This is a genomic window from Winogradskyella undariae (assembly GCF_013285155.1).
Taxonomy (GTDB): Bacteria; Bacteroidota; Bacteroidia; order Flavobacteriales; family Flavobacteriaceae; genus Winogradskyella; species Winogradskyella undariae.
Map to the genome: position 1 here is coordinate 220,691 of NZ_JABTEL010000001.1, position 17,518 is coordinate 238,208.

General features: G+C 33.4%; 9 protein-coding genes. 5 read left to right on the forward strand and 4 right to left on the reverse strand.

Going from position 1 to position 17,518, the window contains the following annotated elements; genetic code table 11:
• Nucleotides 1–205: 205 nt before the first annotated feature.
• The 4 genes from HSX10_RS00960 to HSX10_RS00975 form a co-directional block, all read right to left on the reverse strand.
• Nucleotides 206–3,088 carry an alpha-amylase family glycosyl hydrolase gene (locus HSX10_RS00960; RefSeq protein WP_173586327.1) on the reverse strand — a complete coding sequence of 961 codons (2,883 nt, stop codon included), beginning with the start codon at nucleotides 3,086–3,088 and terminating at the stop codon, nucleotides 206–208.
• 64 nt (nucleotides 3,089–3,152) lie between these two features.
• Nucleotides 3,153–4,280, reverse strand: a complete 1,128-nt coding sequence (locus HSX10_RS00965; RefSeq protein ID WP_173586328.1) for a SusE domain-containing protein — start codon at nucleotides 4,278–4,280, stop codon at nucleotides 3,153–3,155.
• 24 nt (nucleotides 4,281–4,304) lie between these two features.
• Entirely contained in the window at nucleotides 4,305–6,197 is a 1,893-nt protein-coding gene (locus tag HSX10_RS00970) for a RagB/SusD family nutrient uptake outer membrane protein (RefSeq protein ID WP_173586329.1), read from the reverse strand.
• A gap of 13 nt (nucleotides 6,198–6,210) precedes the next feature.
• A complete protein-coding gene (locus HSX10_RS00975; RefSeq protein ID WP_173586330.1) occupies nucleotides 6,211–9,141 on the reverse strand; it encodes a SusC/RagA family TonB-linked outer membrane protein in 2,931 nt (976 codons plus the stop codon).
• Between the two features lie 270 nt (nucleotides 9,142–9,411).
• On the opposite strand from HSX10_RS00975, the gene HSX10_RS00980 reads away from it, so the two are divergent.
• The 5 genes from HSX10_RS00980 (at nucleotide 9,412) to HSX10_RS01000 (ending at nucleotide 17,518) form a co-directional block, all read left to right on the forward strand.
• Entirely contained in the window at nucleotides 9,412–10,458 is a 1,047-nt protein-coding gene (locus HSX10_RS00980) for a LacI family DNA-binding transcriptional regulator (RefSeq protein ID WP_173586331.1), read from the forward strand.
• 134 nt (nucleotides 10,459–10,592) lie between these two features.
• Nucleotides 10,593–11,951: an MFS transporter gene (locus tag HSX10_RS00985; protein WP_173586332.1), complete on the forward strand. Its 1,359-nt coding sequence runs from the start codon at nucleotides 10,593–10,595 to the stop codon at nucleotides 11,949–11,951.
• Nucleotides 11,952–11,957: 6 nt separating this feature from the next.
• Nucleotides 11,958–12,614 carry a beta-phosphoglucomutase gene (gene pgmB / locus HSX10_RS00990; protein WP_173586333.1) on the forward strand — a complete coding sequence of 219 codons (657 nt, stop codon included), beginning with the start codon at nucleotides 11,958–11,960 and terminating at the stop codon, nucleotides 12,612–12,614.
• 44 nt (nucleotides 12,615–12,658) lie between these two features.
• Entirely contained in the window at nucleotides 12,659–14,965 is a 2,307-nt protein-coding gene (locus HSX10_RS00995; protein ID WP_173586334.1) for a glycoside hydrolase family 65 protein, read from the forward strand.
• A gap of 168 nt (nucleotides 14,966–15,133) precedes the next feature.
• Nucleotides 15,134–17,518: a TIM-barrel domain-containing protein gene (locus HSX10_RS01000; RefSeq protein WP_173586335.1), complete on the forward strand. Its 2,385-nt coding sequence runs from the start codon at nucleotides 15,134–15,136 to the stop codon at nucleotides 17,516–17,518.

Genomic DNA, 17,518 nt, shown 5'->3' on the forward strand with positions numbered 1-17,518 from the left:
TCTGCTATGACGATTTAAATTTTTTAAATTGATTAGTTGATGAGCTTTTTTTTGTTTTAAATATAAATTAAGTAAAATATTAGCTTATTAAGATCTTATCTTAATTCTCGACATTTAGAACAAATCATATTTAATTTTAAATAAGTAAAGGTGCTCAATTGAGCACCTTTACAGTATATAGGGATGTTGTTTATTGAGTTAGTAATTAGAGTTTTACTAACTTTGTTGTTAATGTTTGATTTGTTTCATTTTCAATTCTAACAATATACATTCCTGAATTTAAAGATGAAATATCAAAGCTATCTGTATTGGTAAATTCACCTTTAAATGATTTTACTAATTTTCCTGTTAAATCATATACTTCAAGATTAGAAACATTAGCATTAATACTAAAAGATGTTTGCGTTGGATTAGGATAAATACTAAAACTAGATAATGCTTCATCATCAACACTTAATGCTACTGAAGCTATATTTCCTAAGATTCTAAATTGCCCAGCAGGTATTGTTATTGTACTTGTAGAATTACTTATAGTTGTACCGCCTGTAGCATCCATTAAATCAAACCATGTTGTTGTTACTTCACTAGGAAAATTAGTGTTTACCGTTTGAGAAACGACATCAAAATTCGCTAAAATAATAACGTTTCTAAGCTGAGAAGTCGGTATAGAATTATCATATACATCAATTCTAGGTGTTAAATCACCAGAAGTAATGGTGTAATCGCCTTCAAATACAGGTTCTTCAATTTTTAACCTATGTAACTTAGACCAATCGTTATAAATTTCACTTCTTAAAGCATCAGTGATCCAATTGTTTGTCCATTGTGGTTGTGGTTTAGTAGAAAGTTTACAACCATCGTTACTGTAACTTCCATCGCTACAAGTAAAAATTGAATTCTCCATTCCAAGTTCTCCAAAATGCCAAATCATTTTTGGACCAGGAATCATTACAGAAACCGCACCTAAAGCAGACATTCTAGATAAAGCCGTATTAAGATCTTGCACATTATGAGATGAATTGCTAGTGTTACCATAAGCAATGTTTTTATACATTAAGCGCTCTTCATCATGGCTTTCAGCATAACCAACGACGCGTGGTCCATTAAAACCAGTATGGGCATTATATCCCATTCGGCTAATGTTTTTATTACCAGTTTCTGCCATTGTTAGCTCACTGTAGGGTGAATTCATTATGCCCCACATCATAATTCCTTTACCTTCATCTAGACGATAATTTGCCCATTCTTTTTCTTCGTTATCAGAACCTAAATGTTCAAAAATAACGTAGTGATCAGGGTCTGTATCCCAAGAATGATCTGCATACTCTTTTAAAACATCAACACGATCTTGTTGGTAACTACCCGTACAGCCTTCGTCTCCACCATCACTACCATTACCACAATTTTGAGTAAATCCTTTGGTTAAATCCCAACGGAATCCATCAATATTATACTCCTCAATCCAAAAATCTACAACTTGTTTTACATAGTTTTTAGTGTATGTAGAACTGTGGTTAAAATCATTACCAACACTATATGAGTGTGTAGGTAAAACATTAAAGTATGGGTTTTCTGTTGAAGGTCCTCCCCAACCATCACCATCAGGATCATCCATCCACATTCTAACCATCGGATTTCTACCGTAAGCATGGTTAAATGCAATATCTAAAATCACTGCAATACCGTTTTGGTGGCAAATGTCTACGAGTTCTTTAAATTTTTCTTGACTACCATAAAATTTATCAATAGCCATATGAAATGCTGTGTTATAACCCCAACTTTCATTGCCTTCAAATTCCATAATTGGCATCAACTCAATGGCATTGATGTTTAGATTTTTAAAATAATCGATGCGATCTATTAGGTCTTGAAAGTTTCTATCCGTGTCAAAATCTCTAATTAAAACTTCATAAATCACTAAATCTTCCTTAGATGGTTTATCGAAATCTGAGACTTGCCAATCGTATGATGTTTGGCCGGTTTGTAAAACAGTTACTTCAAACTCTTGACCTGCCGGATATATTGGCATATTAGGATATGAAGTTTCTGGGATGTATTGATCATCAAAAGGAGATAATACTAGCGGAGAATAAGGATCTGCTACTTTTACCAATGCTGGTGAACCAGATATAGGACTTGCGTCTCCAACCCAATATTGATAAGTTTCAACTTGTTGAGAAGTTAAACCTGTTAACTCAAGCCAAAACTGATCTGTAGCGTTATCTTTTTTCATAGCATATTCATTAGACGCTTCCCAATTATTAAAGCTTCCTAAGACATATACAAAATCTTTATTTGGTGCTGTTAATACTAAAGTTGCCTTTGAATTGTCAGTAGAATTGTAATTAATACCATCTTTTAATCCTGTTGGTAATGTTTCAGATATAGTATTGTTTACAATAATTGAAAATGGTTTTATGATGTTTACACCATCTTGAGTAATAACTAATTCACAAGATTTATTTTCAGTTAAATTTGTAAAGATATACCCATTATAAAAGGTTGTACTATTTTGTGTGTGGACGCTAACGCCATCAACAAAGAGTTCATAATCAGCATTACCTCCTGTGTTTTGTGCTAAAATCTGAGTGCTAGCGCCATTATCTACAACTATAATACCGTTTGAGCTAGAAGAAGGGTTAATCATATTAACTTGGAAAGCACCAATATTAAATATGAAATTTGAACAGTCAGTAGCCTTTAGTTCTTGGTCTCCATTAGGACTTCTAAAAACCATTCCCATTTTGGTAACAAGGCTTTCTTCTTCACTTGTTAGACTAAAATAAGTGTTAGGTGTAAAAGTAATGCTCCATGTACCATCATTATTGTTGGTCATTTCTCCAATACCATCATCTTCTCCCCAGTTTCCAACAACGCCAATGCCATATTCATCACTATCATTACCAACCCCTAAATGAGCATATACTTTTGAAGGGTTACTAATGCTGTTACAATTTGTATCACTACTATTAATATCTACAGTTATAGTTACAGACTCATCAATTAATATTGGACTAGGATTTGTTGTTACTTGTGCTATTGCAATTAAGGGTAATAGCAATAATATATTAAGTAATATTTTTTTCATAATATTTTTGATATCTAAAAAAAGGCTATGAGTTTTCATAGCCTTTTTCATTGTTAAAATTATATTATTCTACAGGGATAAGAATATACCCACCATCTAAGTCATTAAACCAGATGTTGTAAGTTCCTGCAGTTACAGGAATATTAGCTCCTCCTAATTCACCAAAACCACTAAGCGCATTTGCACTACCCCAACTTACATCCCATGCATCGTCAGCTCTAAATTTTAGTTCACCATCAGCTAATTCTACACCGTTTATGTTCCATATATGTTGATCAAAAGTAGATTGAGTCATGTCTGCATCTGCATCCCAACCACCTGCGGTAGCATCTCCAAGGATACCTATAGTAGTATAAGTTGATGCAGCAGAAGCATCGTAATCTACTAGAGCATAAGTCATTTCTTCAGTGTTAATAGTAAATTCATAATACCCATCTGCAGCTATAGTGAAAGCACTTGGATCTTCTCCCGAACCATCGTTAACTGCTGCTTCATTTTCACCTGCACCAGCACCCCATTGTGGTTGCCATTGTCCTAGTTGTTCTAATAATTTAAAACCTTCTCCTCCACTAACAAAGTAGCCTTTGTAGCTAAATAAGTTTTCGTTATCAGAATGTCTAATTAAAGCGGGGTTATTATTGTTTTCGTTCCAACCTGGTGCTGTAGCATCTCCAACAAAAAACAGATTTTTAAAAGTTTCTTCTACTGTTTCTCCTCCATTGATAAGTTTTAGGTTTAAGGCTTGAGTTTCAGAAATTATTTCTAAAGTCGCATCCGTTCCTAAAATGGCTCTCACTCTAAAATAAACATTACCAGTATCTGACATTTCTGTAGCATCATCACTATCTAAACCAGCTTCTTCTGCATAGCTTAATAAGTCACCGATTGTTACTGCGTAAGAGTTGTCTGTAGTTGTGCCAATAACTTCTGTATCTGTAAAATCACCAATTATAGATTTTTGTAATTCATAATTAATATTTGTCTGTATATCAAAATCAGCATCACTCCAAGTAAAACGCTCTCCTATGTTGCTAGAAGCAGAAGGTATGAGAATGTATTCTTCTAAGAAAGCATTCGTAAATGTTAATTCTCCCGTAGGTTGTGCTATATATGTTATGCTATCGTCACTTTCACAAGCATTGAAGCTGATTACGGTGATAAGCAGTAGCGCTAGATATTTAATTGTTTTCATAGTGTTGTTGTTTATATTAGTTTATTAATACCCGTTGTTTTGAATTAAGTTAGGATTTGTTGAAATTGTATTTGTAGGGATAGGAAATATGTTTCTAAATGCACCTACAGAAGATCCATTAGCTTGGTTTCCTTTAAATGGCCATAAGTAAGAGTTTGTTGTAAAATAGTTGTAACGAATTAAATCGGTACGTCTTTGGCCTTCCCAATACAACTCTCTAGAGCGTTCGTCTAGTACAAAATCTAAATTTAAATCTCCCGAAGTAATATTTCCACTTTCGCTAGCATAACCTCTTGTTCTTAATTCGTTTATTTTTTCAACAGCTGTGCTTAAGCTTCCTCCTCCACCTCTTAAATGAGCTTCCGCGTAGTTTAAATAAATTTCAGCTAAACGTATAAGAGGTAAATCTGTATCAACAAAATCACCACTTGTATCGCTTCCTTGGGCACCGTTAGAATCAATGTTTTTAAATTTAGTTACAGCATAACCTTCTGCAAAAGGAGGAATACTTCCTATTTCTAAACTCTGTCCATCAGTATAAAACATACCTCTTTTATCACCTTCTGAAATAACAGGATCAAAACTATAAGTTAGATTAGCTAAATTAAAAGTCACTAAGTATGTGCCTGCTGTTACTGCGATGTTATCACCACCAAATTCTAATATACCATCAGCGCCAGTGTCACCATAATTATTACCCCAGTTTTCATCAAATCTGAATTTTAATTCTCCATCAGGTAATTCAACATATAATTTGTATAAGTCTGTAGAAGTTTCGTATAATTTTACATCTTCATCTCCCCATTCATTTAAATCACCTACAAGTCCCCAGTTAGAAAGTGTACCGCTAAGTTGACTATTTAATTGAGGGATATTAATGCCCCCTGATTCAAATTTTTCAACTAAAGCTTTGGTTGTTCTTAAGCCTCCCCAACCACCGTTGATACCTAAGCTTAAAGGATCCATACTTCCACCTGTTGCAGCGTGAACTAAAAATGTAGAGCCACCAAAGGTTTGAGATTGAATACCATCAAAGTTGGCTACAAAAATAAATTCATTTTGAGCTCCGTTAGTGTTGTTATCTGCTAAGAATAATTCATCATAAGCATTCCCGTTTCCGTTGGCATCAGTTGTGTTAATAGTGTAAGAAGAGTTCAGTACGTTTTCAGAATATGTAATACAATCGGTATATCTAGGTGTTCCTGTCCATACTTCTGCATTTAAATATAACTTAGAAAGTAATGCCCATGCAGCTACTTTATCAACTCTACCGTATTCATTTGAATCTAATAACAAATCTTGAATTTCTAATAATTCAGATTCAACAAAATCAAAAAGTTCAGTTCTAGAGCTTTGAGAAGGTAAGTCTGTAGTAATTTGTGTTACTAAAGGAACATTAGCATAAAAATCTATAAGATTATAGTACGCAAATGCTCTTAAAAAGCGAGCTTCAGCAATAAATGTTTGAGATTCTCCTTCTGGTAATTCAGATGCATTTTTAATAAACGCATTAGTAAAAGAAACTTCTTGTGCTAAACGCACGTACATCGCTCCTGTAAAATCGTTTCCAGCAGACCAATATAAACCATGTAAATCTGGTAAACCTGCGTCTCCCCAACCCACTACAGCGTGATCTGTTGTTAATTCATTTAAGTTGAATAACATACGTGTATATTGAGAAAATCCTTCGTCAATATCTGCAATATCAGCTTGTCCAGAAGGACCTTGTTGACCTGTTAAGGCTAAACTTGCATAAAGCTTAGCAAGGGCTCCTTTTGCTTCTGCTGTGTTTGCAAAAACATCTTGTTCTGTAAAACTATCTGGATCAATAGGATTTTGATCTAAATCATCATGACATGCAGTCATAAAAAGTGAGATAGTTACTATAAATATAATTTGTTTCATTCTATTTTTCATAATTCAAACTTTTTTAAAAATCTACATTTACTCCAAAAACGTAAGATCTAGGTCTAGGGTAGAAGTTACTATCTATACCACCAGAGATTTCTGGATCTAAACCGTTGTAATCCGTTATTGTTGCCACATTTTGAACTGAGCCATAAAGTCTTAAAGTCATATTCTTAATTGCATTATCTAAGGTGTAACCTAAAGTAATGTTATCAATTTTAAAGAATGAAGCATCTTGAACATAATGGCTGCTTAAAAAAGTGTTTTCATTAGATTGATTTATAAATCCATTTTCTAAATAACTTGAGTGTAAGTTTGTTAAGAAATTATTTGTTGTTGGTATTACACCATCTAAGTAAGAGTTACTTGCAGATACATCATTGTATGCATAATTTCCAATATTTGCTCTGGTTACAACAGCTAAATCCCATTTTTTATAGCTTAGGTTCGTGTTTAATCCCATAATAATATCTGCATAAGGATCTTTGTATAAGTATTTATCCTCATCATTTATTACATTATCTCCGTTTCTGTCTACAAAGGCACCTTCTATTGGTTTTCCATTAGTATCATAAACTTGTTGGTATACATTAAAACTGTATGGTGCTGCACCTTCAGTATGTATCTGAACGTTGTTACCTGTTCCTGCACTAATTCCTCCTGCGTCTTGATCAAAAGGTAAATTTGTGATCTCATTATCATTGAATGAAATATTGTAATTAACAGACCATTCAAAATCATCAGTTCTTACAGGTATTAAATTTACGGCAAACTCAACACCACGGTTTTGCATATCACCAATGTTTTTCTGAATTTTAGAACCGAAATTTGTAAACGGATCTACAGAAGCAAAAGCAATTAAGTCTTTAGTTTCTTTTTGGTATAAGTTGACCGAACCAGAAACTCTTCTATCAAAGAAACTATAGTCTAAACCGACATTAAAAGTGTTACCTATTTCCCATCTTAAATCTTCATTTAAAGGTTCTGGTCTGTAGGTTTGGTAAAAAGAATTTCCAAATTGATAATTAGCCGTAGATTGACTTCCTGTATATCGTGTTAAAAATAAATAGTCACCTAAACCATTTACGTTACCAACTTCACCATAACCAACACGTAATTTAAGTTCATTTACGTTATTGCTATCGTTTAAGAAATCTTCATTGTGTAAATTCCAAGCTAATGCAACAGAAGGGAAGTAACCCCAACGATCATCTGGGTTTAATTTTGAAGATGCATCGGCTCTTAAAGTAGCCGTTAATAAATATTTACTATCATAATCATAATTTAAACGACCAAAATAAGATAGCAATACATTTTTAGATTTGTCTATAAATTCAAAATCATTTCCATCTTCTTCTGCTTCACTATCATAACTAAAGTTATCATACTCAAAAGATTGGTAAGAATACCCAGCAACTGCTGTAATATTGTGAACATCTTGAAATGATTTTTTGTAGGTAAAATACGCGTCAAATAATTTATTTGTAGACTCATTAGTGTAAGTGCTTCTCGATCCATTCCAAGTAAGGTCTGATGTCGGAATTAACTCAGAGACAAGCGTTCTGCCATGACTGTTAGATTGGTCAATACCAGTACTTATTGTTGCTGTTATATCAGGAAAGAAGTGTAGTTTGTAATCTGCTTTTGCATTTAATACAAAACGTCTTACTTCAGAACTATCATCTTTTAAATTTTGTAATGCAACAGGATTTGTGCCTGCTAATGTAGGTTGATTACCTGTTGAAGCATCAATCCATGAGAAATAACCTGCGTAAGGTGAGCTAGAATCATATATAGATTGTGTTGGATCAAAATTATTAGCACTACCAATAGCGCCTCGATCTGCAAAGAAATTTTCTGTATAGTTTCCTCTTGCTGAAATATCAAGTTTTAAATGGTCATCAAATAATTTTGGTGATAAATTTAAAGACGCTGTTGTTCTTTGAAAATTATCGCGTTTTAGATTCCCATCGTGATCAGAATGTCCTAAAGAAACCCTCATTGGTACACCAAATAAACTACCTAATGCACTAAATGAATGATCTTGTCCAAAAGCTGTTTGGTAAATTTCATCTTGCCAATCGGTGTTAGAGTTGCCTAAAAGTGCGAGAGTAGCTGCATTTGCGTTAGGATGGCTGTTAACAATACTTCTAAATTGATCAGCGTTTAAAACATCAACTCTATCTACAGAAGTATGAATTGTTGTAGAACTTGATGCGCTAAATCTAAACTCAGAGTCTTTACCTTTTTTAGTGGTAATCATAATAACTCCATTCGCTGCTCTAGATCCATAAATTGATGTTGCAGAGGCATCTTTTAATACCGTCATGCTTTCAATATCATTCGGGTTAATAAGGTTTAGAGGATTTCTAGATCCACCAATACCTCCTTGATCTAAAGGAATACCGTCTAATACAATAAGAGGATTACTAGATAGGCTTAAAGATCCATTACCTCTTATTACAATGTTTTGACCATCTCCAGGAGAACCACTTGCAGAAGTTACAGAGACACCCGCTACTTTTCCTGAAATTAATTGTTGTGCAGAAACTAGAGGGCCTTGATTAAAATCATCAGCCTTTAATAGATCTGCGGCACCGGTTAAATCATCCTTTTTTACAGAACCATAACCTATAAGAAGCACCTCGTCTAATTGAGCTGCATCTTCAGATAAGATAATGTCTATTGGAGATTGACCGTTAAACACAACTTCTTGTGTGGTGTAACCAACATAAGAAATTACTAAAGTTTCACCTTGACTTATTTCTATCATGTAGTTACCGTCGAAATCTGTCGATGTTCCTCGGGACGTACCTTTGATAATGACATTAACACCAGGTAGAGGCATGGCGTTTGCTTTATCTGTAACTGTACCAGTGGCAGTAGATTGTGCCATCAAGGTTGCTGGTAATAATATCAGACAGAATAGTAAAGCATTTAAGATTGTTTTCATACAATATGTTTAAGTTAATTGCTTAGTTAATTAGTTTATATTTTCACTTCTCGGGTTAAAACTATGTAAATTTAACGTGAATTGGCTATTAAAAAAGATGATAGAAGTCACGAAAACGTTTGCGTGTTAAAAACTTTTAAAATAAAATGATATTATTAAGAATATTATGTAAAAAATAAAGGATTTTTACTTTTTAGTACTAATATTGGGATATTAATAATATTCTGAATTTGGTTTTTAACTGAATTAATGACAAATTTATAGTGAGAAATGAGAAAAAAAATCACCTTAAAACAAATAGCAAGAGAATTAGATGTTTCAATCTCTACAGTATCGAAAGCTCTAAAAAATAGTAAAGAAATTAGTGCAGATACGATTCAAAAAGTGCAAGCTTTTGCTAAATTGTATAATTACAGACCAAATAATATTGCCTTAAGTCTTAAAAATAGAAAAACTAATACTATCGGAATTATTATTCCAGAAATTGTACATCACTTTTTCTCTAAAGTGATTAGAGGTGTGGAGTTGGTGGCTAACAAAAGAGGTTATAATGTAATCATTGGTTTATCTAATGAATCCTTTTCTAAGGAAGTTATAAATATGGAAATGCTTGCTAATGGCAGTATCGATGGGTTTATCCTTTCAATGTCTAAGGAAACGTTGCTGCAACAAGATTATCACCATTACAATGAAACCATGAATCAAGGAATGCCTATTGTTATGTTTGATAGAGTAGTATCTGAAATTAAATGTGATAAAGTTATAGTTGATGATTTTAATGGTGCGAAAAATGCAGTGCAAAAATTGATATCTAATAATTGTGAGCATATAGCTCTTATTACAACAAAAGATTATGTGAGTGTTGGTAGGTTAAGAACGCAAGGATATTTAGAAGCATTAGAAGAAAATAAAATTACACCTCAAGCAGAATTAATTCTAAAAATGGATGATACCTTAGATTATGAGGTTCATTTAGAAAAATTAGAAGATGAAATTGAGCAGCTTTTTAATGCTCATAAAGAGATAGATGGTGTGTTTGCAGTAAATGAATTATACGCATTATCTGCTATGAAAGTAGCAAGAAGAATGGGATTAAATGTACCTAATGATATACAGGTTATAGGTTTTACAGATGGTGTGCTTTCAAAACATTCAACACCTAGTTTAACTACTGTGAGTCAGCATGCGCAATTAATGGGAGAACGTGCTGCGGACCTTTTAATAGATAAAATAGAGAAAGAGTTTGAAGCGGAAGAAGAGCAGTTTCAGACCATTGTAATTAATACCGAATTAGTAGAGCGAGAATCCACCAAATAGAAATTTAACATTGCCGTTTTAAAATCTTTTATATCTTTGTACCATAATCAAAACTTATATTTTCACTTCTCAATGAAAAAAGTTTTGATAAGCTAAGCTTGTCAGAATAGTATTAATATTAATATACTATTTTAATGGAAAAGCGTAGATTAAGTTTCTGGCAGATCTGGAACATGAGTTTTGGATTTCTAGGAATTCAGATGGGTTTTGCCCTTCAAAATGCCAACGCAAGTAGAATACTTCAAATTTTCGGAGCAGATATCCACGAACTGTCATGGTTTTGGATTATAGCACCCCTTATGGGATTAATCGTTCAGCCTATTGTAGGGCATTGTAGCGATAAAACCTGGGGAAAATTCGGTCGTAGAAAACCTTATTTTCTAGTCGGTGCTATTTTAGCATCTGTTGGTTTGGTACTTATGCCACAAGCAGATATGTTTATTGCATTTTTACCAGCACTTTGGGTTGGAGCAGGAATGTTAATGATTATGGATGCTTCTTTCAATATTGCCATGGAACCTTTCCGTGCTTTAGTAGGAGATAATCTTAGAACCGATCAACGTACTGCAGGTTTTAGTATCCAGACAGCTTTAATCGGTTTCGGAGCTGTAATTGGGTCTTGGTTACCTTATGCATTAACCAATTGGTTTGGTGTTTCAAATGAAACTGTAGCAGGTGTTGTACCAGGAAATTTAATTTGGTCTTTTATTATAGGAGCAGTAATGTTGATTATTTCAATTTTAGTAACTGTGGTTACGACTAAAGAATATTCACCAGAAGAATTACATGCTTTTGAAAACGAACACCAAGACACTGATAGTCTTAAAATTCCTGTAGAAGAAAAATCTAGTCTTTTAGATATTTTAGAAGATTTTAAAAAAATGCCAACAACCATGCGCCAATTAAGTTGGGTGCAGTTCTTTTCATGGTTTGGTCTTTTTGGTATGTGGGTATTTGCCACACCAGCAATTGCACAACATATTTATGGATTGCCAATTACAGATAGCAGTAGTTCTGCGTATCAAGATGCTGGCGATTGGATAGGTATTTTGTTTGGTATTTATAATCTTGTATCTGCATTTTATGCTTTCGCATTGCCTTATATCGCTAAGAAAATAGGGAGAAAACGTACCCATTCTATTTCATTAATTATTGGTGGACTCGGATTACTTTCCATTTATATTATGCCAGATAAAAATTGGCTTATTATTTCTATGATTGGTATCGGTATTGCTTGGGCAAGTATTTTGGCTATGCCTTACGCTATTTTAGCCGGTTCTATTTCACCTAAAAAGATGGGGGTTTATATGGGGATTTTTAATTTCTTCATAGTAATTCCACAAATAATTAACGCATTAATTGGCGGACCTCTTATAAAATACGCTTATGGTGACCAAGCCATATTTGCATTAGTAATGAGTGGTGTCAGCTTTTTAATCGCTGCAGCTTTAGTATCAAAAGTAAAAGACGTTGATGACGTTATTCAAAAATAAAAGTAAATGAACAAAAAAGGATTCATATTCGATTTAGATGGTGTCATCGTAGATACTGCAAAATATCACTTTTTAGCGTGGCAACAACTCGCTAAAGGTTTAGGTATAAATTTTACAGAGGAAGAAAATGAACAACTTAAAGGGGTTAGCCGTGTACGTTCTTTAGAAAAAATATTAGCATGGGGAAATAAAACCATTTCTCAAGAGCTGTTCAATGACCTTATGGGAAAAAAGAATGAAGAATATTTAGGTTACATCGCAGAAATGGATGAAAGCGAAATATTACCAGATGTACCAAAGGTTTTAAAGTTTCTAAAAGAAAATAAACAACCCATCTCATTAGGCTCGGCAAGTAAAAATGCGAGAACAATTTTAGAACGTGTTCATATCATGTCTGATTTCGATGCTATTGTAGATGGAAATGATGTTACAAAAGCAAAACCAGATCCTGAGGTGTTTTTAATAGCAGCTAAGGAAATTAATATGAAGCCAGAAAATTGTATTGTTTTTGAAGATTCAGTGGCAGGAGTAGAAGCTGCGAACACAGCAAATATGATTTCTATCGGAATAGGAAGCAAAGCTATTTTAGGTCATGCGGATTATGTATTCAATGATTTTACAGAAATATCAGAAGATTTTTTAAAATCTCTAATAGAAAAATAAATTAAAAATAAGTATCTCGTAAAGAGGTTTAAAATATCATCATAATGAATCTAGATTATATCATACCAAACAATTGGTCAATCTTAGAAGAAGGATTCGATCCTCAACAAGTTAAGGCATCAGAAAGTTTGTTTAGTATCGGAAACGGAGCTATGGGACAACGTGCTAATTTTGAAGAACACTATTCAGGACCAACATTTCAAGGTAGTTATATCGCGGGTGTATACTATCCAGATAAAACTAGAGTAGGTTGGTGGAAAAACGGTTATCCAGAATATTTTGCAAAGGTATTAAATGCACCAAGTTGGATTGGGATTAATGTTTCTATTAATGGAGAGGCTTTAGATCTTCATACGTGTAAAAATGTAGAAAATTTTAAGCGAGAATTAAACATGAAAGAAGGTTGGTTGTCAAGAAGTTTTACGGCAACACTTCCAAATGATATAGAAGTAGAAGTCAATGTAAAGCGTTTTTTAAGTTTAGATATAGACGAATTAGGTGCTATTGATTATTCTGTTAAGCCATTAAATGCAGATGCAACTATAACTTACCAACCTTATTTAGATAGTGGCATCACTAATGAAGATACTAACTGGGACGATAAGTTTTGGGATACCGTAAAAGTATCTCAAGAAGGTGAAAAAGCGTTTATAGAAGCTAAAACCATGAAAACTGAGTTTTATACCTGTACGTTTATGGAATCGCAATTATTTCATAATGGAAATCAAGTAGAAATAGCTTCAGAAAAAGAAGAAACAGATACGACTATTGCATTTTCATATACACAAAAGGTAACTAAAGGCGATACATTTTCTATCCATAAATTTGGTGGTTATACAGTAGATCGAAATCTTGATAAAACCGAAGTAATTACGGTAGCAAAATCAACTTTAGATAAAGCGACCTTAATAGGATTCACTAAATTATTAGAAGATCAAAAACAAGCATGGGCTAATATTTGGGATACCGCAGATATCACAATAGAAGGCGATGTAAAAGCACAACAAGGTATTCGTTTTAATATATTTCACTTAAATCAAACCTATTTAGGCACTGATAAAACCTTAAATATTGGTCCAAAAGGGTTTACAGGTGAAAAATATGGTGGAAGTACGTATTGGGACACAGAAGCGTATTGTATACCATTTTACATGGCAACAAAAGACCAAAGTGTTGCAAGAAATTTATTAGCTTACAGACATGATCATTTGCAAAAAGCTATTGAAAATGGTGAAAAATTAGGCTTTAAAAATGGTGCTGCATTGTATCCTATGGTAACGATGAATGGTGAAGAATGCCATAATGAATGGGAAATTACATTCGAAGAAATCCATAGAAACGGAGCTATCGCTTTTGCTATTTTTAACTATTATAGATATACTGGAGATTATAGTTATATCCCCGAAATGGGATTAGAAGTACTTATTGGTATTGCAAGATTCTGGCATCAACGCGCCACATTCTCTACGAATAAAAATAAGTATGTTATTCTAGGTGTAACGGGGCCAAACGAATATGAAAATAACGTAAATAATAACTTTTATACCAACTATATCGCGCAATGGTGTATTAAATATGCAGCTCAAAGTATAGAAAAAGTAGAAGCAGAGTACAGTGCGGACTACACACGTGTAATGGATAAAACCAAGCTATCTAAAGCAGAAGTTAGCGAATGGTTAAATGTTGCTGACAATATGTATTTTCCTTATTCTGAAAAACATAATGTATACTTACAGCAAGATGGTTTCTTAGATAAAGAATTAATTACAGTTACAGATTTAGATAAGTCGCAACGTCCAATTAATCAAAAATGGTCTTGGGATAGAATTCTACGTTCACCATATATAAAACAAGCCGATACACTTCAGGGGATGTATTTCTTTGAAGATGAATTTACAACGGAAGAATTAGAGCGTCATTTCGATTTTTATGAACCATTCACCGTTCACGAAAGTTCTTTGTCACCATGTGTACACAGTATTCAGGCGGCTAAGTTAGACCGAATGGACCAAGCATATACATTCTATTTAAGAACTTCGCGTTTAGATTTAGACGATTATAACCACGAAGTTCACGAAGGATTGCATATTACTTCAATGGCAGGAACGTGGATGAGTATTGTAGAAGGTTTTGGAGGTATGCGTGTTAAAAATGACACCTTATCATTTGAACCAAAAATTCCAAAACAATGGGATGGTTACTCTTTTAAAGTAAATTTTAGACACCAAGTTGTTAAAGTAAGTGTCAATCAAAATGAAACGAAATTCGAATTAGAAGGCGATAAGGATTTACAGATTTTTGTCAACGGAAAAGAAGTGACTATCAGTCCTAATAAGTTAATGACGGTGTAATACTGTAGATTTAGTCGGTAGTTAAGTGCAAACGAAGTACAAAACCAAATAAATTTAATATCCTGCAAGGTTTCTAAAACCTTGTAGGTATTTTTTCATAATGAAATGAAATAGAATAAATTTTTCGTTGCGTTTGAAAAAATAAACCTTGTAATTATAAGTTTTAATATGAAGCAAATAATTCTATTCTTAGCATGTATATTTTCCTCATTTTTAATTAATGCACAAAATACAGAACGCACATTTCAATCCTTCGCTTGGGTAAATAAAGGGGTTCCATCTATAAAAGTAAATGATGGTGTTTATATTTTTCAAGCTTATGCTTCAGAAGTGGTAGAAACTTCATTTATTCCAAATGGTGAAACTATAAATTCAGATTCTCATGCCGTTATAGCAAAACCTAATTTTTTAATTTTTGAAGTTTTAGAAGGTGAAGAAATTATAGATCTTAAAACAGATGGTATTGCTATCAAAATCACTAAAAATCCATTTCAAATTTCATATTACTACAAAGACAAACTCATAACATCTGAAAAAGGAGGTTATGTTAAAAACGACAGTCTAGAAACCATAGAATTTAACCTTACTAAAGATGAGGTTTTATATGGAGGAGGCGCAAGAGCTTTAGGTATGAATCGTCGTGGATATCGACTTCAGCTTTATAATAGAGCGCATTATGGTTACGAAACCCATAGTGAATTAATGAACTTTACTTTGCCAATTGTATTGTCTTCTAACCAATACATGATTCACTTTGATAATGCACCAATTGGTTTCTTAGACTTAGATAGTAAAGGCGATAATACGTTGAAATATGAAACGATTTCAGGACGTAAAACCTATCAAGTCATCGTAGGGGAGTCTTGGTACGACATCACTAATAATTATACAAATCTAACAGGGAAACAGCCTATGTTGCCACGTTGGGCTTTGGGGAATTTCTCTAGTCGTTTTGGGTATCATTCGCAGGAAGAAGTAGAAATGACTATCAATAAATTTAAAGAAGAAGAAATTCCGGTTGATGCTATCATTCTAGATTTATATTGGTTCGGAAAAGACTTAAAAGGAACGATGGGGAATTTGGAAGTCTTCAGAGATTCTTTTCCTGATTTTGAAGGCATGGTAAAACGTCTTAATAATAAAGGTGTAAAAACCATAACTATTACAGAACCTTTTGTGCTTACTACGTCTAAAAAATGGGAAGAAGCTGTTGAAAAAGATGTTTTAGCTAAAGATTCTATAGGGAATCCTGCTAAATATGATTTCTATTTCGGAAATACGGGACTCATAGATATATATAAACCCGAAGGCGAAAAATGGTTTTGGAACATCTATAAAGATATCGCTAATATGGGTGTTGCAGGTATTTGGGGTGATTTAGGAGAGCCAGAAGTACATCCAAGTTGGGTACAACATCATACAGGTTCTGCAGATGAGGTTCATAATATTTATGGACACGATTGGGCACGATTAATCCACGAAGGTTATCAACGTGATTTTCCAAATACAAGACCTTTCATTTTAATGCGAGCAGGTTATTCAGGCTCACAACGCTACGGTATGATTCCATGGTCTGGAGATGTTAACCGAACTTGGGGAGGTTTACAAAGTCAACCTGAAATTGCTCTACAAATGGGAATGCAAGGTTTGGCTTATATGCATAGTGATTTAGGCGGATTTGCAGGTGCTAATTTAGATGATGAATTATATGTGCGTTGGTTACAATACGGAGTTTTTAACCCTATTTTTAGACCACACGCGCAAGAAGACGTACCAAGCGAACCCGTTTTTAGAAGTAAAAAAGCAAAAGCATTGGCCAAAGAAGCAATTACGTTGCGTTATAAATTATTGCCATATAATTACAATTTGGTTTATGAAAATAACCAATCTGGTAAACCTTTAATGCGACCTTTGTTTTTTGAAGAAGCGGATAATGTAGCTCTATTTAATTATTCAAAAACCTATTTATGGGGAGATGCTATTTTAGTGTCACCAGTTTTGGAAGCTGAGCTTACGGAACAAGAAATCTATTTTCCAAAGGATAATGTATGGTTCGATTTTTATACCAATGAAAAAGTAGAAGGTGGACAAAGCAAAACCGTTCAACTAAAAGAAAATACGATTCCAACTTATGTAAGAGCAGGTGCTTTTATTCCGATGGCAAAACCGATGCAGTCGACAACGGATTTTAATAGTGATAATTTTGAGTTACATTATTATTTCGATTCAAGTACGCCAAAAACTACATACAAATTATACAATGATAACGGACTTGAAGCCAATACAGAGAATTTTGAATTATTAGATTTTAAAGCTGCATTTAAAGGGTCTAATCTGCAATTTAAATTCGAAACAAGTAAGGATTCTCAGTTTGAATCGAAAACTAAATCAATAGATTTAATTATTCATAATATTCTAGAGAGTCCAAAAAATGTAAAGATTATTGGTAGTAAAATTCCTTTCTTTTATAATGAAGAAACAAATACATTGATAGTTCCTGTAACTTGGAATACTTCCGAAGTAAAAGAAATTAAAATCAAACTAAAAAAATAA